At 71.9% G+C, this 24,441-nt stretch carries 18 protein-coding genes; 7 read left to right on the plus strand and 11 right to left on the minus strand.

Going from position 1 to position 24,441, the window contains the following annotated elements:
• Positions 1 to 48: 48 nt before the first annotated feature.
• Positions 49 to 1,707, minus strand: a complete 1,659-nt coding sequence (locus tag BJ964_RS17535; RefSeq protein WP_188121661.1) for a right-handed parallel beta-helix repeat-containing protein — start codon at positions 1,705 to 1,707, stop codon at positions 49 to 51.
• A gap of 320 nt (positions 1,708 to 2,027) precedes the next feature.
• Complete coding sequence (locus BJ964_RS17540; RefSeq protein ID WP_188121662.1) at positions 2,028 to 2,720, minus strand: DUF4191 domain-containing protein; 693 nt, start codon at positions 2,718 to 2,720, stop codon at positions 2,028 to 2,030.
• A gap of 372 nt (positions 2,721 to 3,092) precedes the next feature.
• Here BJ964_RS17540 and BJ964_RS17545 point away from each other — a divergent pair, with 372 nt between their 5' ends.
• Entirely contained in the window at positions 3,093 to 6,338 is a 3,246-nt protein-coding gene (locus BJ964_RS17545) for a helix-turn-helix transcriptional regulator (protein ID WP_188121663.1), read from the plus strand.
• A 395-nt stretch (positions 6,339 to 6,733) separates the two neighbouring features.
• On the plus strand, positions 6,734 to 6,973 hold the full coding sequence (locus tag BJ964_RS17550) for a hypothetical protein (RefSeq protein WP_188121664.1): 240 nt from the start codon (positions 6,734 to 6,736) through the stop codon (positions 6,971 to 6,973).
• Positions 6,974 to 7,220: 247 nt separating this feature from the next.
• Here BJ964_RS17550 and lipA read toward each other — a convergent pair whose 3' ends face one another.
• Positions 7,221 to 8,144, minus strand: a complete 924-nt coding sequence (gene lipA, locus BJ964_RS17555; protein WP_229807105.1) for a lipoyl synthase — start codon at positions 8,142 to 8,144, stop codon at positions 7,221 to 7,223.
• Between the two features lie 351 nt (positions 8,145 to 8,495).
• Here lipA and aspS point away from each other — a divergent pair, with 351 nt between their 5' ends.
• From aspS to BJ964_RS17570, 3 genes are read left to right on the plus strand one after another with little or no spacing between them, the layout of a single operon-like run.
• A complete protein-coding gene (aspS, locus tag BJ964_RS17560; protein WP_188121665.1) occupies positions 8,496 to 9,743 on the plus strand; it encodes an aspartate--tRNA(Asn) ligase in 1,248 nt (415 codons plus the stop codon).
• A gap of 15 nt (positions 9,744 to 9,758) precedes the next feature.
• Entirely contained in the window at positions 9,759 to 10,889 is a 1,131-nt protein-coding gene (locus BJ964_RS17565) for an outer membrane protein assembly factor BamB family protein (RefSeq protein WP_188121666.1), read from the plus strand.
• Entirely contained in the window at positions 10,886 to 12,028 is a 1,143-nt protein-coding gene (locus tag BJ964_RS17570) for a PQQ-binding-like beta-propeller repeat protein (RefSeq protein ID WP_188121667.1), read from the plus strand. The genes BJ964_RS17565 and BJ964_RS17570 overlap by 4 nt, the downstream gene beginning before the upstream one ends.
• A 194-nt stretch (positions 12,029 to 12,222) precedes the next feature.
• Here BJ964_RS17570 and BJ964_RS17575 read toward each other — a convergent pair whose 3' ends face one another.
• The 7 genes from BJ964_RS17575 to lpdA all read right to left on the minus strand — a co-directional run bounded on the left by BJ964_RS17575 (position 12,223) and on the right by lpdA (position 21,053).
• Positions 12,223 to 12,387, minus strand: a complete 165-nt coding sequence (locus tag BJ964_RS17575) for a peptide ABC transporter substrate-binding protein (protein ID WP_188121668.1) — start codon at positions 12,385 to 12,387, stop codon at positions 12,223 to 12,225.
• On the minus strand, positions 12,387 to 13,016 hold the full coding sequence (gene lipB / locus BJ964_RS17580) for a lipoyl(octanoyl) transferase LipB (protein WP_188121669.1): 630 nt from the start codon (positions 13,014 to 13,016) through the stop codon (positions 12,387 to 12,389). The genes BJ964_RS17575 and lipB overlap by 1 nt, the downstream gene beginning before the upstream one ends.
• 9 nt (positions 13,017 to 13,025) lie before the next feature.
• Positions 13,026 to 14,942 carry a glycosyltransferase family protein gene (locus tag BJ964_RS17585; RefSeq protein ID WP_229807104.1) on the minus strand — a complete coding sequence of 639 codons (1,917 nt, stop codon included), beginning with the start codon at positions 14,940 to 14,942 and terminating at the stop codon, positions 13,026 to 13,028.
• A 26-nt stretch (positions 14,943 to 14,968) separates the two neighbouring features.
• Positions 14,969 to 16,840 carry a DUF2079 domain-containing protein gene (locus BJ964_RS17590; RefSeq protein ID WP_188121670.1) on the minus strand — a complete coding sequence of 624 codons (1,872 nt, stop codon included), beginning with the start codon at positions 16,838 to 16,840 and terminating at the stop codon, positions 14,969 to 14,971.
• Positions 16,841 to 16,871: 31 nt separating this feature from the next.
• Complete coding sequence (locus BJ964_RS17595; RefSeq protein WP_188121671.1) at positions 16,872 to 17,789, minus strand: TIGR01777 family oxidoreductase; 918 nt, start codon at positions 17,787 to 17,789, stop codon at positions 16,872 to 16,874.
• 84 nt (positions 17,790 to 17,873) lie between these two features.
• Positions 17,874 to 19,619 carry a 2-oxoglutarate dehydrogenase, E2 component, dihydrolipoamide succinyltransferase gene (gene sucB / locus BJ964_RS17600; protein WP_188121672.1) on the minus strand — a complete coding sequence of 582 codons (1,746 nt, stop codon included), beginning with the start codon at positions 19,617 to 19,619 and terminating at the stop codon, positions 17,874 to 17,876.
• A gap of 42 nt (positions 19,620 to 19,661) precedes the next feature.
• Positions 19,662 to 21,053 (minus strand): dihydrolipoyl dehydrogenase, encoded by a 1,392-nt coding sequence (lpdA, locus tag BJ964_RS17605; RefSeq protein ID WP_188121673.1) that lies wholly within the window; start codon positions 21,051 to 21,053, stop codon positions 19,662 to 19,664.
• Between the two features lie 165 nt (positions 21,054 to 21,218).
• Here lpdA and BJ964_RS17610 point away from each other — a divergent pair, with 165 nt between their 5' ends.
• On the plus strand, positions 21,219 to 21,539 hold the full coding sequence (locus tag BJ964_RS17610) for a hypothetical protein (RefSeq protein ID WP_188121674.1): 321 nt from the start codon (positions 21,219 to 21,221) through the stop codon (positions 21,537 to 21,539).
• A gap of 24 nt (positions 21,540 to 21,563) precedes the next feature.
• On the opposite strand, the gene BJ964_RS17615 is transcribed toward BJ964_RS17610, so the two are convergent.
• On the minus strand, positions 21,564 to 23,099 hold the full coding sequence (locus BJ964_RS17615; protein ID WP_188121675.1) for a leucyl aminopeptidase: 1,536 nt from the start codon (positions 23,097 to 23,099) through the stop codon (positions 21,564 to 21,566).
• Between the two features lie 120 nt (positions 23,100 to 23,219).
• On the opposite strand from BJ964_RS17615, the gene gcvT reads away from it, so the two are divergent.
• Positions 23,220 to 24,311 carry a glycine cleavage system aminomethyltransferase GcvT gene (gene gcvT, locus BJ964_RS17620; protein ID WP_188121676.1) on the plus strand — a complete coding sequence of 364 codons (1,092 nt, stop codon included), beginning with the start codon at positions 23,220 to 23,222 and terminating at the stop codon, positions 24,309 to 24,311.
• Positions 24,312 to 24,441 lie beyond the last annotated feature (130 nt).

The following is a 24,441-nucleotide window of genomic DNA, read 5'->3' on the forward strand; positions in this document are numbered from 1 at the left end:
CGTCGCCTCCCCCGTACCGTCGGTGTCGGTCTGCTGTCTCACCGTAGTTCAGCGGATCGCCACCCGCAGATCCGCGAGCATCAACGTCCGCAGATCGTCGCGGCTGGGCATCCGGCCCATCGCCCGCAGCCGTCCGGACTGCGCCTTCCGCATGCCTTCCAGCAGCTTGCGGGCTTCCCGGGCGTTGCCGAAGTTCCGGTCCCGTTCGAGCTGTCCGAAGTGCTCCCACAGGGCCTCCGGCAGGCCCTCGTCGAAGATGTAGTCGTCGTGCCGGGCGATCCGGTCGGCGATCCTCACGAGTTCGTCCGGCCCGTAGTTCTCGAACTCCATGGTCTTGGCGAACCGGGACGCCAGACCGGAGTTGGCGTCCAGGAAGTCGGACATCTCCTTGGTGTAGCCGGCGACGATCACCGCGACCTGGTCCCGGTGGTCCTCCATCAGTTTCACCAGGGTGTCGATCGCCTCCTGACCGAAGTCGGCGGCCGCCCCGCCGGCGCGGGCCAGCGTGTACGCCTCGTCGATGAACAGCACGCCGCCCATCGCCTCCTCGAACACCGAGGTGGCCTTCTCCGCGGTGTGCCCGATGTACTGTCCGACCAGGTCGCGCCGGGACACCTCACGGAACTGCCCGTTCGGCAGCACCCCCAGCGCCTTCAGCAGCTGGCCGTAGATCCGGGCGACGGTCGTCTTCCCCGTCCCGGGGGCGCCCGTGAAGATCAGGTGGTGGCTGACCGTGCCGACCGACAGGCCCGCGCTGCGCCGCCACTCGTTCACCTGGATCTCGTCGATCAGGGCCCGGACCTCGTTCTTCACCCCGGCCAGGCCGATCATCGAGTCGAGTTCGGTGAGCAGCCGGTCGACCTCGGCGGCGTCCTGTGCGGCGCCGGCCGCGACGACGCCGGCCTGCGGCAGCCCGCCGGTGTCGGTCAAGGTGACCGTGGCCTGCGCGCCCGGGTCGACGGCGACGGGTGGCTCCGCGGTCTGCTCGACCCGGCACTGCTCGATCACCGCCGTGCAGCCCGGCCCGATCACGATCCCGGAACCGTGCGTCTGATGCACCCAGGTCTCCACGATCCGGGTCGCGCTCGCATAGGCCACCACGATGCCCGCGTCACCGGTGCCGGAGACCTCGCAGCGCTCGATCACCGGGCGGGCCGACTGGTAGACATAGACGCCCCGGTAGCCGCAGTCGCTCACCTTGGTGCCGCGGATCTCCGGGTCGGCGCCCAGCCGCACGATCACCCCGTCGTCCGAGACGCCGCGGATCTCGCAGGAGTCGACCGTGCCGCCCGCGTCGGAGTAGACGAACCCGTGTTGGCCGCGCACCACCCGCACCTCGGTGGCGTCGACCATGGATCCGCCGTCGGCGTGCAGGGCCGAGCCGTAGCCGGCGGACAGCTCGCAGCGCCGCAACCGCACCCGGCCGCCGCCGATCGCCACGGCCGGATAGTCGTCCGAGGTGAGGGCGAGGCCCTCCACGTCGACCTCGCCCGACGACACGGCCAGTGCCGGACCGTCCAGACCGGACGCGTCCACGACGGCGGAACCGGGATCGCCGGAGGCACGCACGGTGAGGCGGCGCCCGGTCAGATCGATGCGCTCCCGGTAGGTGCCGGGAGCGAGGACGACGGTGGCCCCGTCCGGGGCGACCTCGAGAGCGTCGCGGAGAGTCGGGTACGTGCCGGGGACCGCCAGGGTGCTGACCACGAGCGGAGCTCCTTCGTGCGAGTCTGCGTCACCGTCCGGCGTGGACCGCCGGAAAGCGGCGTAGACCCGAGGCTAGCGCCCCGAACGAATCATGAAGGCCCCTGTCGATGAATCAACCCCATTTTCGGTACGGCAAGCGACCCACCCACCCACGAAACGGTCAACCCACCTGTACGGCGGTGCACTCACCCTCCCCGCAAAACGCCGCCGGTGTCGAGGCAGCTGATTTGCCGACGCCAGCGGGTTTTGCTGGCGGCGGGAAATCACCTGCCTCGACACCGGTTACAAGGCGTTTTGCCGCGGAGCGAAGCGGAGCAAAGCTAGCGCGGTCGCTGCTGGCGGAACGCGCCCTTGCTCGGCCGCATGTTCTTCGGGATCGCGCCCTTCGGCATCTGGGGGCGTGCCATGAGGGCGCCGAGGCGCTTGTCCAGGGCGTTCACGTCCTTGCCGGTGAGGTTGCGGGGCAGCTTCAGCATGGTCGAGCGCAGTTTGCGGACCGGGAGCTGGCCCTCCTCGCTGCCGATCACGTAGTCGTAGAGCGGAGCGTTGCCGATCACCTTGACCAGCCGCTTGCGCTCCTGGCCGATGAGGTTGCGGACGCGCGCCGGGTCGCCCTCGCCGAGCAGGATCACGCCGGGCCGGCCGATCACCACGTGCACCATGTCGAACTGCGTCGTGGAGCTGGCCGCGGGGCGGACCCGCCAGTCACCGCGCATGTTCTCCATCAGCGAGGCGGCGGCGCCGGGCTGGCCCTCCGCGACGTTCATCATCGCGGTGTTCGACCGCAGGTTGAGCACGATCAGCACGGCCAGCAGCGTGAACAGGATGCCGACCGGGATCCAGAGGAAGCCACCCGTCAGGAGCACGACGACAACGGTGATCGCCACCGGGATCGCCACCGCCGTGACGACAAGCGGGACGAACCATTTGTCCTGCTTCGCCGTGAACGCGAACACCTGGCCGATCTGCTTCAGGCGCTCGCGGAACGACACCTTCTCCTGGGGTTTTGCCATAGCCGCAAAGTGTAGTGGGGCTCAGGTACCTTACGGCGTCCCGGGGACCCGGACGGCCGTGCGTAAGGAGGGGGCGACGTCGCGGATGAGGCGGCCGCCCCATGCCCCGAGGCCGCCTTCGGGCGAAGAGTCGGTGTCACACCAACCGACAGGAGTCCCGCAAATGATTCCCTTCAGCGACCCCGACACTCAGTTCCGCCTGGTCCGCGATCACCTCGACGAGCGCATCCGGGCCGCCGAGGACCACCGGCTCGTCCGGAAGGCCGCGACCGTACGGGCACGCCGTACCGGCCGATGGCCCAGGTGGCGGCGGGACGATCGGCGGCCTCTCGCATCGTGATCGGGGCAGAGGTTCTGTCGTACGGGCGTGGCATGCTCGACCTCATGGTGGCGAGCGCGCACAGCACGGTCCTGGTCGGACGGGATGCCGACCTCGCCACCCTGCACGACGCGTTCCGGCGGGCCGGCGGCGGTGAGGCGCCGGCCCTGCTGATCGGGGGCGAGGCCGGCGTCGGCAAGACCCGGCTGGTCGAGGAGTTCGTCCGCGGGCTGGACGCGCGGGTCCTCGTCGGCCAGTGCCTCGAGCTGGGGGAGGAGGGCCTGCCCTTCGCCCCGTTCGCGGCCGCCCTGCGCGAGCTGGCCCGGCACGAGGGCGGCGCGGTGTTCGCCGGGCGGGAGGCCGAGTTCGCCCGGCTGCTGCCCGAGCTCGGGTCGCCGCCGGAGCTCGGCGGCAGCCACCGGGGTCATCTGTTCGAGCTGGTCGGGGCACTGTTCGCCCGGCTCGGCGAGCAGCGCCCGGTGGTCCTCGTGGTGGAGGACCTGCACTGGGCCGACCGGTCCACCCGTGACCTGATCGGGTTCCTGGTCCGCTCGGCCCGGGTGCCGCGCCTGCTGCTCGTCGCGACGTACAGGACGGACGAGCTGCACCGCGGCCACCCGCTGCGACCGTTCCTGGGCGAGCTGGAGCGGGTCCGCGGCGTCCACCGCCACGACCTCGACCGGCTCGACCGCGACGGCACCGCCGAGCTGCTCGGCCACCTGCTCGGCGCCGAGCCCGACCGGCCCACCGTCGACGCCGTCTGCGAGCGTGCCCAGGGCATCCCGTTCTTCATCGAACAGTTCGCCGCCTCCGCCGACCCGCGCTGCGGCGACATCCCGGAGACGCTGCGCGACCTGCTGCTCGCCCGGGTCGACCAGCTGCCCGAGGCGGCCCAGCGGGTGCTGCGGGTGGCCGCGGTCGGCGGCACCCGGTTCGGCCACGAACTGCTCGCCCGGGTCGCCGACGTCGACGACGCCGCCCTGGAGTCGGCGCTGCGGTCCGCCGTCGCCGCCCAGATGATCGTCTTCGACCCCGACGGGGGCTACGAGTTCCGGCACGCGCTGGTTCGCGAGGCGGTCCACGACGACCTGCTGCCCGGCGAGCGGGCCCGGCTGCACGCCCACTATGCCCAGGCCATCGAGGCCGAGCCACGGCTGGTGGCGGCCGACCGGGCGCCCGCCGAGATCGCCCACCACTGGTTCTGTGCCCGCGACCACGCCCGGGCGCTCGTCGCCGCGGGCCGGGCCGCCGACGCGGCCGGTCGCCGCTACGCGTTCGCCGAGCAGGCCCGGCTGCTGGAGCGCGCCCTCGAGCTGTGGGAGCAGGTGCCCGACGCCGCCGAGCTGCTCGGCAAGTGCCACCTCGACCTGCTGGAGGAGGCGGCGCTCGCGGCCATCGACGCCGGAGACCACGGGCGGGCCGGCCGGCTCACCCGGGCCGCGCTCGCCGACCTGGACGGCGAGGCCGAGCCGACCAGGGCCGCCCGGCTGCTCATCCGGCGGGCCAAACTGCTGCGCAACGCCGGGAAGAGCGACGGGGCGGCGGAGGCCCGCGAGGCGTACCGGTTGCTCCAACTCGCCCCGCCCGACCTGCCCTGGCTGAAACTGCTCGGCGACGTGGCCTATGTGTTCTCCGGCATCGACGGCGACGAGGCCGGCCGGATCGCGGCGCAGGTGATGGCGTGCGCCGGCGAGTTCGGTGACGAGGCCGCCCGGATCGCCGCCGAGATCACCTTCGGCCAGGTGTGCAGCGGCCACCTGCCGCCCGAGCAGAGCCTGCCCGCCGTGCGCCGGGCGATCGAACGCGCCCGTGCCTCCGGCGACATCCCGAACCTCGCGCACGGCCTGGTCAACATCTCCGACACGCTGTACGAGGTGGGGGCGTATGCGGAGTCCGCCGCCGCGGCCGCCGAGGGCGTCCCGCACGCCGACCGGGTCGGAGTCAGCCGCACCACCGGCGTCTACCTGCTGGCCAACCACGCCGAGGCGCTGATGGCCCTGGGCCGGTGGGACGAGGCCGACGCCCGCCTCGCCGAGGCCGCCCGCCACGACCCGCCCGGCACCCTGGTCGTGCCGTGGCTGCGGTTGCGCGCCCGCCTCCGCCTGGCCCGCGGCCACGACGGCGCGGAGGCCCTGGTCGCCCAGGCGGCCGCCTACCTGGCCAAGCCGTTCCTCAACCCCGACCTGCGGTTGGGGCTGCTGGAGCTGCGCATCCACGCGGCGCTCGCGGCGGGCGACCCGGCCACGGCGCGGGCCGCCGCCCGGGTCGCCCTGCGGGACCGCTATTTCCACCACCTGCCCCGCTACTCGTGGCCGTTGCTGGCCGCCGCGGCCCGTGCCCTTCCGGCGTCCTCGTTCCCCGCACCTCCCGGCGGGGCCCGCGCTCTGTCCGCGTCCCCGCTTCTTGAGCCTCCCGGCGGGGTCCGTGCCGTGTCGGCGTCCTCGCTTTCGGCGTCTCCCGGCGGGGCTCGTGCCGTGTCGGCGCCCCCGCTTTCCGCATCTCCCGGCGGGGCTCGTGCCGTGTCGGCGCCCCCGCTTTCCGCATCTCCCGGCGGGGCCCGTGCCCTGCCGGCGTCCCCGCTTTCCGCGCCTCCCGGTTCCGGTTCCTTCGCCGCGCCCGGGGTGATGTCCACGGCGAGCTGGGTCGTGGTGAACCAGGCCGTCCCCGACGGCCTGGCCCCGGGACGGGGGTGGTCCGGTGCGGAACATGATCATGTGCCGACCGCCACGACACAGGAGACCGCCCCTGATGAGGAACCCGGGCTGGCCGATCTGATCCGCGCGGCGGCCGAGCGCCTGCCACAGCGTCATCCGGCCGAATCGGCGTACGCCGCTCAGGTTTCCGCGCTGCTCGACGGTGGCGCCAACCGGTGGCGGGCGGCGGTCGCGGCCTGGCGGGCGGACGGTCAGCCGTTCCCGCTGGCCACGGCGCTGCTCGACTACGCGGAGGCGGTCGCCGCCGACCGCGCGGCGGCGACCGAGGCGATCACCGAGGCCGGCGCGATCACCACCGCGCTGGGCGCCCGGTCGCTGGCCGGGGCCGCGGAGACCCTGGCCCGCCGGCTCGGGGTGGGCGGTGGCTCCGTCCCCGCCGCCGGGACCGAGGTGCTGACCGCCCGGGAGCGTGAGGTCCTGCGCCTGGTCGCGGAGGGCCAGAGCAACAGCCGGATCGCCCAGCGCCTGTTCATCTCCCCGAAGACGGCGAGCGTCCACGTCTCCCGCATCATCGCCAAGCTGGAGGTCACCAATCGGGTCGAGGCCGCCGCCGTGGCCCATCGCCTGGGCCTGCTCGACGGCTGACCGCCATCCGGGCCTCGCCTCGCTTCCGTGCGGGGCGGGCGACGGGGCCGGGCCTGGTGGAAACGGCCGGGCTGGCGGACGCGGCCGGGCTGGCGGGAGCGGCCGGGCTGGCGGGAGCGGCCGGGCTGGCGGGAGCGGCCGGGCTGACGGAAGCGGCCGGGCTGACGGGAGCGGCTGGGCTGGCGGTAACGGCCAGCTGACAGGAGCGGTTGGGCTGGCGGAAGCGGCCAGCTGACGGGAGCGGTTGGGCTGGCGGAAGCAGTCGGACGCGGCGTCGGCGTTTCTGTCAATCGGTTGGGAAACGCTAAAGGCGGGTGGCCGGGGTCCGATGTTGGGGGCCGGCTCTCCCGTAGGGGAACCTCAGCCGACCCGAGTCCTTCCCCCGGAGGCAAGTAATGGATACCGCTGTCGAGGTGGGTTACGGCGTGGCCGAGTTGTTGTTCGGGCCGAACTCGCTGGTGCCGTGGTGGGCCTGGCTGGCTCCGGTCGCCATGATCTTTCTGAGGCTGCTCGCGCCGGTCCTCTTTCCGGAGGTCGCGGAGGCGCGATGGGGTTCGGACAGCGACATCGAGAGGGCCAGGCAGTCCAGAAACTCGAAGAAGTCCAATAAAGCCACTAAGTCCAAGAAGAAGTAGCCGGTCAGAAGCCCCGCGCCGAATGGTGCGGGGCTTCTTCCGTGTGTGGCCGGGGTGAAGGCGCGGCGCCGGAAGCCACGGTGTCACTCCGAGGGCCACTGCCCGGCGTGGGGAACGACGACGCCCCACGCCGGTGGGCGCGGGGCGTTGGAGGGTTCAGCCCTGGGCCCGCGGGCGTTGGAGGGTTCAGCCCTGGGCCCGCGGGCGTCGGAGAACTCAGGCCTGGGCCCGCGGGGCGTCGGAGGGCTCAGCCCCGGGCGTCGAGGGCCTGACGGTACAGGCGGCCGGCCCGGTACGACGAGCGGACCAGCGGCCCGCTCATCACGCCCGCGAAGCCGATCTCCTCGGCCTCCTCGCGAAGCTCGACGAACTCCTCCGGCTTGACCCAGCGCTCGACCGGGTGGTGGCGCGGGGTGGGCCGAAGGTACTGCGTGATGGTGATCAGCTCGCACCCGGCCGCGTGCAGGTCGCGGAGGGCGGCGGAGATCTCGGCGCGCTCCTCGCCCATGCCGAGGATCAGGTTGCTCTTGGTGACGAGGCCGGCCGCACGGGCCTGGGTGATCACGTCGAGGGAGCGCTCGTAGCGGAAGCCGGGGCGGATGCGCTTGAAGATCCGCGGGACGGTCTCGACGTTGTGCGCCAGCACCTCGGGCGCGGCGCCGAAGACCTCGGCGAGCTGGGCCGGGTCGGCGTTGAAGTCGGGGATCAGCAGCTCGACGCCGCAGCCGGGCTGGAGCTTGTGGATCTGGCGGACGGTTTCCGCGTAGAGCCAGGCGCCGCCGTCGGGCAGGTCGTCACGCGCGACGCCGGTGACCGTGGCGTAGCGCAGGCCCATGGTGGCGACGGACTCGCCGACCCGGCGTGGCTCGTCGGCGTCGAACTCGGCCGGCTTGCCGGTGTCGATCTGGCAGAAGTCGCAGCGACGGGTGCACTGGTCGCCGCCGATGAGGAAGGTGGCCTCGCGGTCTTCCCAGCACTCGTAGATGTTGGGGCAGCCGGCCTCCTGGCAGACCGTGTGCAGACCCTCTTTCTGCACCAGGCCGCGCATCTCCGTGTACTCAGGGCCCATCTTCGCCTTGACCTTGATCCACGGCGGTTTCCGCTCGATGGGAGTCTCGGCGTTGCGCGCCTCGATGCGCAGCATGCGGCGGCCCTCGGGAGCAATAGTCACAGTCCGAAGATACGCCCGCCGCCGCCGGGCGCGATGCGGGGGCGACGAGGCTCACGTGACCGAAGTTGTGGCAGCCGTCACTCGATATTCAGGTGATCGGCACATCGCGGACTGTTAACGTGCCGGGCACGGCGTTGATGGGACCGAGTAGCGCTTCGATCCGCCGGCCGAGAGAGCCACCCGGCAGCTGTGAAGGGTGGCCCGTGCGCCGGAGCGTGAAGACACCCCGGAGCCGCAGCACGACAAAGAGGCGCCCTGACAAGGGGCGCGAAGGTGCGGTGGTACCGCGAGGATCCCGCTCGCCCGCACCTCCCTGGGGCCGCGTTGCAGCACCAGAGGAGGTAACCCGCCATGCAACGCATCCTCTCCACCCAGCTGGCGACCACGGAACCCGGCACCAAGGTCACGATCGCCGGCTGGATCCACCGCAGGCGGCTGCTCAAGTCGGTGGCCTTCCTGATCGTCCGGGACGCCGCCGGGCTCAGCCAGGTGGTCGTCACCGACCCGGCCGCCCGTGAACAGCTGGAACAGCTCTCCGAGGAGACCGTCGTCGAGGTGACCGCCGTGGTCACCGCCAACGAGCAGGCGCCGCAGGGTGTCGAGCTGACCTCACCGGAGATCCAGGAAACGAGCCGGGTCGCCGTACCCCTGCCGTTCGAACTGCATCGGCCCGCGCTGAGCGCGAGCCTGCCCACCCAGCTGGACCACGCGGCGCTGGCGCTGCGGCATCCGTCGCGGGCCGCGAACCTGCGCATCTCCGCCGCCGTGACCAGGGGTTTCCGGCGGGCGCTGGAGGAGCAGCGGTTCGTCGAGATCCACACGCCGAAGATCGTCGAGTCGGCGACCGAGTCGGGTGCGAACGTCTTCGAGCTCGACTACTTCGGGCGGCCCGCCTATCTGGCGCAGTCGCCGCAGTTCTTCAAGCAGATGATGGTCGGCGTCTTCGAGCGGGTCTTCGAGGTGGGGCCGGTGTTCCGGGCCGAGCCGAGCGACACCGCCCGGCATCTCGCCCAGTACACGTCGATGGACGCCGAGCTGGGCTTCATCCGCGACCACCGGGACGTGATGGCGGCGCTGACCAGGACGATCGCCGGGATGATCGGCGAGGTCGCCGGGATGGTCGAGACTCCGGGGGTGCCGGACGAGATTCCCGCCGTGCACTTCGCCGAGGCCCTGCGGATCGCCGGGGCGCCGGAGGACGAGCCCGACCTCGCCCCCGCGCACGAGCGGGCGGTGGGCGAGTGGGCGCTGCGCGAGCACGGGTCGGAGTTCGTCTTCGTGACCGGCTACCCGATGCGCAAGCGGCCCTTCTACACCCACCCGGACCCGGCCGACCCGACCTGGTCGAACAGTTTCGACCTGCTGTTCCGCGGCCTGGAGATCGTCACCGGCGGTCAGCGGCTGCACCGGTACGAGGACTACGTCGCCGTACTGGGAGAGGAAGGCGAGCAGGGCTACCTGGACGCGTTCCGTTACGGCATGCCCCCGCACGGCGGCTGGGCGATCGGCCTGGAGCGCTTCGTGGCCCGGCTGACCGGCGCCGCCAACGTCCGGGAGGTGACGGCGTTCCCGCGTGACCTGCACCGGGTCGCGCCGTAGTAGTTCAATGCCATCGTGATTATCGACCTCGATGTGCCGGGGCCGCCGCCCGATCCGGTGCGGCGGCCCCGGCACCGGTCGCGTGGCCTGCCCGTGCTGCTGTCCGCGGTGCTGCTGTTCCTGCTGGGCGCGTCGACGGTTCCGTCCTCGGATCTCGCGCCGCGGCTGGTCGCCGACCTCGGCGCCGGAAACCTGACGTGGCTGCTGACCGACCGGATGATCTACAGCGTGACCGGCCGGCCGGGGGAGGACGTCTTCGACGTGACGGCCCGGCCGGTCGACGGCGAGGTGCTCTGGACCCGGCCGCTCGGGGGCGTGGGCATGATTCCGGTACTGCACGAGTTCGGCCCGCACCTGGCGGTGGAGTTCCCCGAGGAACGGATGCTGCTGCTGGACGCCCGCACCGGGGAGATCCGCCGGGCCGACTTCGGCGCCCGCGTCGCCGGGGACCGGATCCTGCTCCGGCAGAACGGCCGGATCGGCCTGCTCGACCCGGTGACCGCCCGGCCCGTCTGGTGGCGGTGGGTGGACGGCTGGCCGCTCGCGGTCACCGGCGGCGACGGTCAGGTGCGGGTTGTCAACCTGGGCGGCACCGGCGCCGTCTACGACCGGGACACCGGCGCGACCGTCCGTACCGCCGCGAACCTCAGCGTCCAGGGCGCCGTCTACACGACGGCGGTCTCCGGGGACTGGATGTTCCTGTTCACCGGAGACTCTATGACCGTGGTGCGGATGCACGATCTGAAGCGGCTGTGGACGGCCCGGTTGACCGGGCCCGCCGCCGCGGAGCCGTGCGGTGACGCGTTCTGCGTGACCGGCGCCACCGGGGTGACCGCCGTGAACCAGCGCACCGGGTCGATCATCTGGACCAACTTGCGGTGGCGGGCCTGGTCCGGCGGGTTCGCCACCGGGGAGGACGGGCGGCTCGTACGGCTCGACCCGGGCACCGGCGCCGTCCAGGCCGACCTGGGGCAGGCCCGGCCGGCCGGCACGATGCTGGTCCGGGAGGGCGGCGTGGTCACCGACGCGGCGACCGGACGGCTCCGCGGTGTCCTGGACATCTCCGTGCCGTCGCGCTGCGCGAGCACGGCCACCCACCTGGCGTGCCAGGACGACGAGACGACGAGAATCTGGCGGCTCCCATGATCATTGATCTCGACCGGGCTCCCGCGCCCGCCCCGCCGCGCCGGGCCCGGCACTGGCGTCCCGCATCGGTCCTGGTGCTGGCGCTGGCGCTGCTGCTCGGCCCGGATCACCTCGAACGTCCGGTCCCGCCGCTGGAACGGGTGGCCACCACCGAGACCGCCACCGGCTCCTGGCTGCTCACCGAGGACACCATCTACAGCACCCGCACCCTGGCGAACGGCCGGGTCGACGTCCTGGCGCACGACCTGACCACGAACCGGCTCCGCTGGCACCGGCAGACCGAGTGGTTCGGCGCGATGCCGGCGCTGGCGGTGTCCGGTTCGGCGGTGATGGTCGGCGGCAACATGGGCGGCGCGCCGGTGGTGGCCGACACACGTACCGGCGCCGACGCGGCCACCGCACTCCAGGCGGCGCTGCCCGCCGGCGATGCGCTCGTCCTCTGGGACGAGGAGTCACGTCTCGGCCTCCGTGATCCGGTGACGAACGAGGTCGCCTGGTGGCGGCCGTTCCACCAGCCCCCGGAGTCGGCCGCCGCCGACGGCCGCTATGTGGTCGTCCTGGAGGAGACCGGCGGGGCGGTCACCCTGCGTCGCTCCGACGGCCGGGTGGCCGGCCGCACCGATCAGGCGTCCCCTTCCGGCGAGCCGTCCGAGATCCGGATCGTCGGCGACCACGCCTACCTTCTCGGCGAGTACGCCCTGACCGCCCTGCACCTGCCCGACCTGACCCAGATGTGGACCGTCCGCTCGGTCATCCCGAAGTTCGTCGAGCCCTGCGGCACCCACATCTGCGTCTCCGGCGGCGGCGGCCTGCAGGCCCTGAACCCCGAGGACGGCTCGGTGGCCTGGACCGACGTCCACTGGAAGAGCTGGATCGACGGCTTCGCCCTGACCATCGGCGGCGAGGTCACCCTCCTGGACCCGGAGACCGGCGCCGCGCGTACCGGCCTCGGCCCCGGACTTCCCCTCGGCGACCTGCTGCTGCGCCCCGCCGGCGACGGCCTCCGCCTGATCGACTGGCACACCGGCCAGACCCGCGGCGCGATCTCCGGGACGCTCTCCACCGCCTGCCGCCGCACCGGCATCCACCTGGCCTGCCAGCAATCCGACGGCCTGATCCAGGTGTGGCGCCTCCCTTGAAGACCTTTCATCGGTACGCCTACGTGCACCGCCCGGGGCGGAAAGCGACCTGTCCGCCGGGTCCCGCCCATGCCGCCCGCGCTGGGCTGAGAGCCAGCCGGACCCGGTGGCCCGTGCGGCGCCAGCCGCCCGGGCCGGACCGTGCGGCGCCAGCCGCCCGGGCCGGACCGTGCGGCGCCAGCCGCCCGGTCAGGCTAGAGAAGGACGGCCAGGGTGACCACCGCGACGATCACGAAGGGGATGATCGTCGTGCTGACGAGGATGGCCCAGGCGACCGGGTGTCCGAAATTGAGCACCAGGCCACCGCCCGGTTTGGGGATGAAGACCCGTTTGTCCTGCGGGTTGCGGTAGAGGGCCATCAGATCAGCGTGGCCAGGTGGCGTTCGACGATCGGCATGACCTCGGTGACCGGGACCGGGCGGCCGACCTCGGCGCTGAGCGAGGTGACGGCGGCGTCGCGGATGCCACACGGGATGAAGCGGTCGAAATTCGACAGGTCGCAGTCGCAGTTGAGGGCGAAACCGTGCAGCGTGACGCCGCGCGACACCCGGATGCCGATCTGGGCGATCTTGCGGTCCAGGCCGCCGTCGGTGGCCCGGACCCACGCGCCGCTGCGGCCCTCGATGCGATCGGCCACCACGCCGAACTCGGCGCAGACGTCGATCAGCAGCTGCTCGGTGCGGCGGACGTAGGCGACCACGTCGACCGGGTCGGGCAGGCGCAGGATCGGGTAGCCCACGAGCTGCCCCGGACCGTGCCACGTGATCTTGCCGCCGCGGTCGACGTCGACGACCGGGGTGCCGTCGAACGGGCGGTCGGCCGGCTCCGTGCGCTTACCGGCGGTGAAGACGCTCGGGTGCTCCAGCAACAGGACCGTGTCCGGCTGGGAACCGGCGACCACCGCCTCGTGCAGGCGTTTCTGCTCCTCCCAGGCCTCCAGGTAGTCGACCAGGCCGGGGCGCAGAACGGTCAAGACGGATGACGTCACGCCGCCAGCCTAGTCCTCTTCCGTCCGGTCGACCGGGTCCACTCCCGGCGTGATCCGCCACACCAGCACGTCCTGCACCTGCTCCGGCTCGCCCAGCAGATCGGTGGTGAGCCGCAGCAGCGCGTCCCGGTTGAGCGGGCCCTTCGGGCCGGTGACCTCGGCGGGCAGGAAGATCGCCTGGATCTTCCAGTAGCGGAAGTCGATCCGTGCCTGAGCCCGGTCCAGGTTCGTGATCCGCGGCACCTGGCCCCAGCGGGCGGCCTTGTAGAACAGCTTGTCGGTCGGCCGGTCCGGTGCGCCGACCCGGCCCACCAGGTGCCGGCCGGTCTCCAGGTAGTCCTGCGGGCCGAGGAAGTACCCGGCCGGGATCCGGAACTGGGCGTCGCCGCCGCGCGCCATCGTGTACGCCTGCCAGCGCATGCTGTCCACGGCCACGTCGATGGAGAGCGGCAGCGAGGTCATCACACCGTCATTGGTGACGTAGTCCTGCCACTTCCCGCTCGCGATGAACTCCGGCTCCGGCGCCCGCTCCAGGGTGCGCAGCGGCAGCGGGGCGATCGGGGCGAGCGCCGCCACGATCAGCACACCGACGGTGAGCTTGGCCAGCACCCCGCGCTTGAAGAACTCGTCGGCCAGCAGCGCCAGCACGATCGCGAAGATCGCGACCACGACCAGCGTGTACCGGACCGGCAGCGCCGAGTCGAACAGCGGGACGTCGACGAACAGCGCGTACAGCAGCGGGGTGTCGCTGTGCTCCTCGCCCATGAACCGCAGCCGCGGGCCGAGCGAGAGCAGGAAGAAGAAGAGCCCCACGACGGCCAGCGCGCGCAGCGTGACCCGGCGCTCCGGCGACGACCGCTTCCACAGCAGGCCCAGCGCCACGACGAAGAGCAGCACGAGCGGGGCGCCCAGGAACGAGGTGGCCTCGGTCGCGTTGGGCGCCAGGTCGGCGCCCCAGCCGAACAGACCGGCCACCGACCGCAGCGGGAACGCCACGTACGACACCAGGTCCTCGGAGTAGAACCGCATCTTGAAGCCGGTGCCGGTGAACTTGAGCGGCCCGTTGAAGTGCATGTACAGCGGCCAGGACAGCAGCGCCCCGGCGATCACCGCGGTCACGCCCAGCGACACCAGGACCCGGCCCGCCGACTCCTTCACGGCGCGCAGGCCCGGCCTGGAGAACACCCACACGCCGAGGAACAGCGCACAGGCCAGGGCGCAGAAGAACAGCGCCTCGGCGGCCACCGAGAAGCCCATGGTGCAGAGCAGGCCGAGAACCACGCCGTTGCGGACCCGGTGGCCCTTCTCCGGCAGCTTCAGCACCCACCACGCGACGATGCCGACCATCCAGCCGGACGTCCAGTTGAGGTGGCCGTTGGCGTGCGAGACGAGACCGGGGGAGAACCCGAAGAGCAGACCACCGACCGCGGCGGCCGGCCCGCTACGGACCAGCCAGCGGCGCAGGAACAGGTACCACACGAAGGCGGAGCCGGCCAGGTTCAGCGTCAGGACGGTGGCGAAGGTGACCTGCGGGCCGGCGAAATGGGTCAGCGGTGCGAACAGCACGGCGTAGAACGTGCTGGACGTGTTCATCGCCAGGTTCACGCCACGCGGCGCGTTCAGCAGGGTGGTGAAGAACGGGTTGCTCATGTGCTGGAGCAGGTAGACGCCGTACGACATCATCCACTCGAACTGCCCCTGGTCGCTCACGTTGTCGGCGACCACGTGACGGTACGGCGCCCGCCACAGCCCCTGGCAGACGTAGACGGCCGCGGCCAACGACACGAGGGCCATCGCGAGGTGCGACTTCCAGGACCGCCACATGGAGGCGGGCCTGGCTTCGGGCTCACTCGTCGTCGGGTCGGCCGGGTCGTCGGAATCCGGGGTAGTCGGGTCCGTGATCGGGGCGGGCGCGGCGATCGTCACGTCGCGGAGATTATCCAGCCCCGAATTCATCGTTCGATCGGGTCCACGCCGGGACGAATGCGCCACACCAGAACGTCGTCCACTTTCTCCGGTGGACCGAGCAGATCGGTGGCGGTCGTCTCCACCGCGTCACGGAACAGCGTCATATGGTCGGAACCGGTGATCTGTTCGGGTAGGAAGAGCACTTCCACATTCCAGTAAGCGAAGTCACGCCGGGCCTGTTCGCGGTCGGCGTTGCTCAGTTGGGCGACGTAGCCGTACAGGGCGGCGCGGGTGAACAGCCAGTCGGTCGGCCCCGGCGGCGCGCCGATCCGGCCGAGCTCCTTGCGGCCCTCCTCGCCGTTGATCATCGGGCCGAGGAAGTAGCCGTCCGGGATCCGGAACTGCGGTCCACCGCGAGCCATCGTGTACGCCTGCCAGCGCTGCCCGTCGGCCGTCACGTTGAGCGCGAACGGCAGGGCGGAGATCACCCCGTTCTCCGACACGTACCGCTGCCAGGTGCCCTTCGCGATGAAGTCCGGCTCCGGGGCCCGCTCCTGGTGGCGCAGCGGCAGCGGGAAGATCGGCAGGAGCGCGGCCACGATCGCCGCGGTCAGCCCGGTCTGGAGGTTGGGCGACAGCCGCCGGTCCACCAGCTCCTGGGTGATCAGGGCCAGCAGAATGCCGAAGACGCCGACCACCACCAGCGCCAGCCGCAGGGGCAGCGCCGAGTCGAACAGCGGCAGGTGGGCGAGCGCCGCGTAGGGCAGCGGGATGGGCAGCTCGCCGTCCATCCAGTTCACCCGGGGGCCCCAGGACAGCACCAGGAAGACGCCGCCGACCACCAGGATCGCCCGCAGCGTGGCCCGGCGGACCGGCGCGGCCCGCCGCCACAGCAGGACCGCGGAGACCACCATCAGGAAGATCACGGGTACGCCGAAGAACGACGACTCCTCGGTGCGGTTGGGCGCCAGGGTGGAGCCCAGCCCGAACAGCGCGGCCAGCGACCGGCTCGGGAACGACAGGTACGCCGCCACGTCCTCGGCGAAGTAGCGCTGGTTGAACCCGGTCCCGGAGAACGTCTGCGGGCCGGCGAAGTGCATGTACAGCGGGTAGGCCAGCAGCGCCCCGGCCACCACGGCGGTCACCCCGAGCGCCCGCAGCACGGTGCCCGCCACGGCCTTCGCCTCGGCGCGGACCGGCCCGGCCAGCGACCAGGTCACGATGAAGATGCCGCTGGCCAGGGCGGTGTAGAAGAGGCCCTCGGCGGCGATCGTGAAACAGCCGGCCAGCATGACGCCGAGGATCAGCCCGTTGCGCAGCCAGCGGCCCGGCTGGCGCAGCCGCAGCACCTGCCAGATGACGACCGGGGCCACCCACCCGGCCGTCCAGTTCAGGTGACCGTTGGCGTGCGAGATGAAGCCGGGGGCGAACCCGCAGAACATGCCGCCCAGCCCGGCCGCGAGCGGACTGCGGACCAGCCAGCGGCGCATGAACAGATACCACGCGAAGGCGGACCCGGCGAGATTCAGGGTGAGGATCGTCACATAGCTGATCTGCGGGCCGGCGAAATGGGTCAGCGGCGCGAACAGCACCGTGTACACCGAGATCGACGTGTTCGCCGCCAGGTTGACGCCCCACGGCACGTTCAGCAGATCGGTGAAGAACGGGTCCGAGCCGTGGCCCAGCGTGTACACCCCGTACCCCAGCAGCCATTCGAAGAACGCCTGGTCCCCGATGTTGTCGGAGAGCCCGTGACGGTACGGGTCACGCCAGAGACCGTTGGTCACGTAGACGGCCAGCGCGAGCGCTGTCAGAGCGACGGCCAGATGCGCACGCCAAGGTCGGCCACGAGGCGGTGGCGTGGACTCGGCGGGCGGATCTGCGGACGCGGCGGGGGTGGGGGTGACGACGGACATCAGCCGCAGGTTAGCAAGAAAGCCTGTTCTCCTAGGGGGCCATGACCGGTTGCGAATCGAGTGCCGCCGCCAGCGCGGCGCCGATTCCGGGGTACGCCCACGCGAACCCGGCCTGTGACAGCACCCCGGGCAGCACCCGCTGACTGCGTTGCGCCTCCCCGGCCAGCCCGCCGATCACCAGGTCGAGCACCGGGCCCGGCACCGAGAACAGGGCGGGCCGGCGCAGCACCCGGGCCAGCTCCCGGGTGAACTCGGCGTTGGTCACCGGCTGGGGTGAGACGAGGTTCACCGGGCCGGCCAGGTCGTCGCGTTCCAGCAGGAACTCGGTGGCGGCCAGCCAGTCGGCCAGGGCGATCCAGGACATCCACTGCCGCCCGCCACCGATCCGGGCGCCCGCGCCCAGCTTGAACGGCAGAAGAAGCGGCTTGATCAGTGAGCCGCCGGCGTCGATCGCCGGAGCGGTGCGCAGCAGCACCACCCGGGCGCCGGCGTCCTCGGCCGGCCGGGCCGCGGCCTCCCACACCCGGCACAGGTCGGCCAGGAACGTGTTGCCGGCCGGGGCCTCCTCGGTGACCGCCTGATCGCCGGTGTCGCCGTACCACCCGACGGCGGAGCTCTGGAGCAGCACCCGGGGACGCTCGTCCGCCGGCAGCCGGCCGATCGTCTTGGCGATGGTGTCGGTGGTGTCGATCCGGCTGGACCGCAGCACCCGCTTGTACGCCTCGGTCCACCGGTGGTCGCCGACATTGGCGCCGGACAGGTTGATCACCGCGTCCGCGCCGGCCAGCACGGCCTGGTCGAGCCGGCCCTGCGCCGGATCCCAGGACGACTCGTCCGGCCGTTCGGAGGGGCGCCGGACCAGCCGGACGATGTCGTGGCCGCTCTGGCGCAGCCGTTCGGCGAGCCGGGTGCCGAGGAATCCGGACGCTCCGGCCATGACGATCCGCATACCTGACCCTTTCCCGAAGATCGGTTGGTTCAAAACAGAACGGGGGGTACGCCGCAACGGCGCACCCCCCGGTCCATGTCGTCCTTAGAGGCCGAGGTCGGCCTCGAAGTGGCCGCCCTCCAGCCGCTCCTTCAGCGTGCCCAGGAAGCGGGCCGCGTCGGCGCCGTCCACGATCCGGTGGTCGTAGCTCAGCGCCAGGTAGACCATCGACCGCGGCGCGATGATCTCGCCCAGGTCCGGGTCGTTCACGATCACCGGGCGCTTGACGACCGCGCCGAGACCGAGGATGCCGACCTGCGGCTGGTTGATGATCGGGGTGTCGAAGAGCGCGCCCCGGCTGCCGGTGTTGGTCAGCGTGAACGTGCCGCCACCCAGCTCGTCCGGCCCGATCTTGTTGTTGCGGGTGCGCTCGGCGACGTCGGAGATCCGCTTGGCCAGACCGCCCAGGTTCAGGTCGCCGGCGTCCTTGATGACCGGGACGACCAGGCCCTTCGGCGCGTCCACCGCGATGCCCAGGTGCTCGGCGCCGTGGTAGGTCACGGTGCCCGCCTCGACGTCGATCGAGGAGTTGACCACCGGGTGCTGCTGGAGCGCCTCGACCGTGGCCAGCGCGAAGAACGGCAGGAAGGTGAGCTTCACGCCGTGCTTGGCCTGGAAGTCGGCCTTCGCCTTGTTCCGCAGGTTGGCGATCTTGGTGACGTCCACCTCGACGACCGTGGTGAGCTGCGCGGAGACCTGGAGCGACTCCACCATGCGGCGGGCGATCGTGGCGCGGATCCGGGTCAGCTTCTCGGTGCGGCCACGCAGCGGGCTCGGCTCCGCCTTCGCGGCGGCCTTCTCGACCGGTGCGGCAGCCCTCTCGGCCTGGGCTGCCGGGGCCGGGGCGGCCTTCGCGGCGGCGGCCTTCGCGGCCGCGTCGATCACGTCCTGCTTACGGATGCGGCCACCCACGCCGGTGCCGGTCAGGGTGGACAGGTCCACGCCCTTCTCGGCGGCCAGCTTGCGGACCAGCGGGGTGACGTAGCCGGCGTCGCCGGCGCCGTTCGACTCGACCGCGGCGGGCGCCGGGGCCTTCACGGGCTCCGGGGCCACCTGCGGGGCCGGCGCCGACTCGATCTTCGGAGCCGGAGCGCTCTCCACCTTCGGCGCGGGCGCCTGGGCGGGCGCGGGCGCCGGAGCCGGGGCCGGAGCGGCGGCCGGGGCGCTGCCCGGGGTGCCGATGACGGCCAGCACCGCGCCGACGTTCGCGGTCTCGTCCTCGCCGACCCGGATCTCCAGCAGGGTGCCGGCGACCGGCGACGGGATCTCCGTGTCGACCTTGTCGGTGGAGACCTCGACCAGCGGCTCGTCCGCCTCCACCTCCTCGCCGACCTGCTTCAGCCAGCGGGTGACGGTGCCCTCGGTGACGCTCTCACCGAGCGCCGGAAGCTTGATCTCCGTGCCCTGGGCGTTGCCCGCCGGGGCGGCGGCCTGCGGCGCGGGTGCCTCCGCCTCGACCGGCTTCTCCGTCGACGGGGTGACCGGAGCGGCGGGCTCCGGCTCCGCGGCCGCCTGCTGGGCCGGTGCGGGCGCGGCCGAACCGGTGTCCTCACCCTCCCCGGCGATGACGGCCAGCTCGCTGCCGACCTCCGCGGTCTCGTCCTCGCCGACCACGATCCGGGTGAGAACACCCGCGGCGGGCGACGGGATCTCCGTGTCGACCTTGTCGGTGGAGACCTCGAGCAGCGGCTCGTCGGCCTCGACGCGCTCGCCCTCCTGCTTGAGCCAGCGCGTCACCGTTCCCTCGGTGACGCTCTCACCCAGCCGCGGCATGGTTACCGATACCGGCATCTTGTCCCAAACTCCTTAACGCGGTGAACGATCGTTTCAGCTTCAGCTGTGCGCGTGCAGCGGCTTGCCCGCGAGCGCGAGGAAGGCCTCGCCCAGCGCCTCGTTCTGCGTCGGGTGGGCGTGTACGAGCTGAGCGACCTCCTCGGGGAAGGCCTCCCAGTTGGTGATCAGCTGGGCCTCGCCGACGAGCTCGCCGACCCGCGCACCCACCATGTGGACGCCGACGACCGGCCCGTCGTTGACCCGGACCAGCTTGATGAAGCCCGCGGTCTTGAGGATCTGGCTCTTGCCGTTGCCGGCGAGGTTGTAGTTGTACGTCGAGACCTTGTCGTCGCCGTACTGTTCCTTGGCCTTGGCCTCGGTGATGCCGACCGACGCGACCTCGGGGTCGGAGTAGGTGACCCGCGGGATGCCGGCCTCGTCGATGACGGCCGGCTTCTTCCCGGCGATCTCCTCGGCGACGAAGATGCCCTGCTGGAAGCCGCGGTGCGCGAGCTGGAGGCCGGGGACGATGTCACCGACGGCGTAGATGTTGCCGACCCCGGTGCGCAGCCGCTCGTCGACGATCACGAAGCCGCGGTCCAGGGTGATGCCCTGCTGCTCGTAGCCCAGGTTGGCGGTCGTCGGGCCGCGGCCGACCGCGACCAGCAGCACCTCGGCCTCGATGGTCTCGCCGCCGGCGATGGTGACCCGCACGCCGTTGTCGGTGTGCTCCACCTTCTCGAACGGCTTGCCCACCTTGAAGTTGATCTTCCGCTTGCGGAAGGCGCGCTCGACCTGCTTCGAGATGTCGGCGTCCTCGGCGGCGACCAGGCGGGGCAGGGCCTCGACGATGGTCACGTCGGCGCCGAACGACTTCCACACACTGGCGAACTCGACGCCGATGACGCCGCCGCCCAGCACGATCGCGGAGGCCGGGACCCGGTCCATCTTGAGGGCGTGCTCACTGGTCAGCACCCGCTTGCCGTCGACCTCCAGGCCCGGCAGCGAGCGCGAGTAGGAGCCGGTGGCCAGGATGATGTTGCGGCCGGTGTAACGCTTGCCGTCGACCTCCACGGTGTCCTTGCTGACGAGCTTGCCCGCCCCCTGGACCACCGTGATGTTCTTGTTGTGCGTGAGCATGCCGGTCAGCCCCTTGAAGAGCCGGCTGACCACGCCGTCCTTGTAGGCGTTCACCCCCGCCATGTCGATGCCGACGAGGTCGGCCTTCACCCCGAACTGCTCGCTCTCGCGAGTCTGGTCGGCGATCTCCGCGGCGTGCAGCAGGGCCTTCGTGGGGATGCACCCGCGGTGCAGGCAGGTACCGCCGAGCTCGGCCTTGTCGATCAGGGCGACCGAAAGATCGAACTGGGCGGCCCGGAGCGCGGCCGCATAGCCACCGCTTCCTGCGCCGAGAATGACGATGTCGAAGGTTCCGCCGTTGGGCTGGCTCACGTTGACTCCAGTGGTCGCATCGTCTCCGGTGTGGGTCACACAATGGAAACGGTCACAGTCCCGTCACCGACATCTTGTCACTTCTCGGCCCGGTCAATGCAGCCAGGTGCCCTACGACACGTTGCCCCGACGTACCCTTGCGGGATCGAACGCGAGGAGGGAACGGTGGCATGGTTTCGGCGGCGTCCCCGGTCGGGAGGACCCGGCGGACGGCCGGTCGACCGCGCCGATCTCGAGCATCTTACGCAATTCGTCCGCTCCCGGCGGGGAGTCGAGGCATTCATCGAGCCACAGACGACGGTGACCGAGACCACGCTGTTGCTCGTCGCACACGACGGCGAGTGGACCAGGCGACGGATCGAGTCACCTGAGGTTGCGCGCCGCTTCGCCCACCAGTTGGCGATGCCGGTCTACGACGTCCGGCTGCTGGGCTATCCACAGCGGATGCGGGACTACAACGAGCGGCAGCGGCGCCGCCCGGCCTGATCACCGGGCGGCCCGCGGCCGTCGTCAGGCCAGGTCGTCGATCACCTGGAGCAGCGTGCGGACCGGCACGCCCGTCCCGCCCTTGGTCCAGTAGCCGTTCGCCTCACCGGTGTGGTAGCTGGGGCCGGCGATGTCGATGTGCGCCCACTCGACACCCTCGGTGACGAACTCCCGCAGGAAGACGCCGCCCTGGAGCATGTGCCCGGCCCGGTCCAGGTTGGCGTTGGTCTGGCAGATGTCGGCGATCTCCGACTCCATGCCCTTGCGCACGTCGTCCGGCAGCGGCATCCGCCAGGCCGGCTCGCCGACCGTCGTGCCGGCCGCCTCGACCAGCCCGGTCGCCTCGTCCGAGCCCATCAGCCCGGAGATCCGCTTGCCCAGCGCGATCACCTGGCCGCCGGTCAGCGTCGACGTCTCGAACAGGTAGTCGGTGCCGTCCGCGCAGGCCCGGGCCATCGCGTCGCCCAGCACCATCCGGCCCTCGGCGTCGGTGTTGAACACCTCGACCCGCTTGCCGTTGAACATGGTGACCACGTCGCCCGGCCGGTACGCCGACCCGGACGGCATGTTCTCCGCGATCGCCAGGTACCCGGAGACCGCCACACCCGGTTCGAGCTCGGCCACCGCGATCAGCGTGGCGGCCACCGCGGCGGCGCCCGCCATGTCCGACTTCATCTCCCACATGCCGGCGGCCGGCTTGATGCTGACGCCACCGGTGTCGAAGGTGATGCCCTTGCCGACGAGCGCGACCCGCTTCGGGTCGGTCACCCCGGACGGCGTGTAGGTCAGCTTCACCAGCCGCGGCGGCGCCTCGGAACCCTGGCCGACCGCCACGATGCCGCCGTACCCGCCGGCCTTGAGCTGCTCGAAGTCGAGCACCTCGACCTCCAGCCCGGCCTCGGTCGCGGCCGCCGCCACCTGGTCGGCGAGGTCCGCCGGGCGCAGCGCGTTGGGCGGGGTGTTCACCCAGTCCCGGGTCTGGCGCACGGCCCGGGCGACGATCCCGGCCCGGCGCAGCTCGGCCGCCGCCGCCTCGTCGGCCGCGTCCGGCACGTGCAGGCGCAGCTCGGCCACCGGGTCGCGGCGGCCCTTCGCCGGCTTCGACTTGTACCCCGCGAAGCGGTAGCCGCCGAGCAGCGCGCCCTCCAGCGTGGCGCGCAGCACCGGCGCGGCGCCCGCGTCGTCCGGCACCGGCAGGGCCAGCACCACGGTGTTGCTGCCGGCCAGCGCGCGGACCGCCGCACCGGCGCCGCGGCGCAGCGTCTCCAGGTCGGGCGCCGGACCGTCCGGCTCGGTGCCGAGGCCCACCGCCACCAGGATCGGCGCGGCGATCGTGCCGAGGGTGGCCAGTTTGGTCACCTCGCCGGGCGCTCCGGTCGCGCCGAGCAGAGCCAGCGTCGAGATCAGCTTGCCGTCGAAGGCCGCGGCGATGCTCTCGGCGCCGGCGGCTGGCAACAGGCTGCCGTCCTCGTCGGGCTGGCTGTGCAGGCCGATGACGATGGCATCGACCGCCGATTCGGCCGGGTCGGTGTCGACCAGGCTGAGGGTGGGCTGGGTCACTCGGACACTCCGGGACGTCTGGGCCGGAACGGCGCCGGTAGGCGCGCTCCCGGCTATTGGGAAAACGGTGTTGTCCCAGCGACTCTAAACCGGCCCAAGGTCACCGGTAAGTTGAGTCTCATGTCTGCCGAGCTTCTTCAGTCTCCCCTGCATGCGCGCCATGTCGCCCTCGGCGCGAAGTTCGCCGCCTTCGGCGGTTGGGACATGCCGCTGGAGTACGCCGGAGGAGGCGTCCTGAAGGAGCACGCGGCGGTCCGCGAGTCGGCCGGCGTGTTCGACGTCTCCCACCTCGGCAAAGCCACCGTCCGCGGGCCCGGCGCGGCCGCCTTCGTGAACGCGTGCCTCACCAACGACCTCGGCCGCATCGCCCCCGGCAAGGCGCAGTACACGCTCTGCTGCGACGAGACCGGCGGCGTGGTCGACGACCTGATCGCCTATCTGTACGACGACGACCACGTCTTCCTCATCCCGAACGCGGCCAACACCGCCGAGGTGGTCCGCCGTCTCGCCACGACCGCTCCGAACGGGATCACGGTGACCGGCGAGCACCGCTCCTACGCCGTCCTGGCCGTCCAGGGTCCCCGGTCCGAGGCCGTCCTCGGTGAACTGGGCCTGCCCGCCGACCACGGCTACATGTCCTTCGCCACGGCCGCCTTCGCCGGGAGCGAGCTGGTCGTCTGCCGTACCGGGTACACCGGCGAGCACGGCTACGAGCTGGTCGTCGGGTGGGACGACGCGCCCGCCGTCTGGGACGCGGTGATCGCCGCGGGGGTCCGCCCGTGCGGCCTCGGCGCCCGCGACACGCTGCGCACCGAGATGGGCTACCCGCTGCACGGCCAGGACCTGAGCCTCGACATCAGCCCGGTGCAGGCCGGCGCGGGCTGGGCGGTCGGCTGGTCCAAGCCGGCGTTCTGGGGCCGCGACGCACTCACCGCCGAGAAGGCCGCCGGTCCCCGGCGCCGGCTGCGCGGGCTCGAGCTCACCGGCCGCGGCATTCCGCGTGGTCACATGCAGGTGTACGCCGGGGACAAGCTCGTCGGCGAGACCACCAGCGGCACCTTCTCCCCGACGAAGAAGGCCGGCATAGCCCTGGCCCTGATCGACACCGCCCCGGCCCTGGCCGACGGCGCCCTGGTGGAGATCGACATCCGCGGCCGCCGAACCGAGGCCCGCCTGACAAAGCCCCCCTTCGTCACCACGCAGGTGCGCTGACCACACCCTCCCACTTCCCCCTCCCGCGGCCCCCATCCTCCCGCGGCCCCGCCCTCCCACGATCTTGGACGTTTCCCCACCGGACGGGGTGGCCCAACGTCCAAGATCGCCAACCTCCGCGCCTCGCGGG

This window comes from Actinoplanes lobatus (assembly GCF_014205215.1).
Lineage (GTDB): Bacteria > Actinomycetota > Actinomycetes > Mycobacteriales > Micromonosporaceae > Actinoplanes > Actinoplanes lobatus.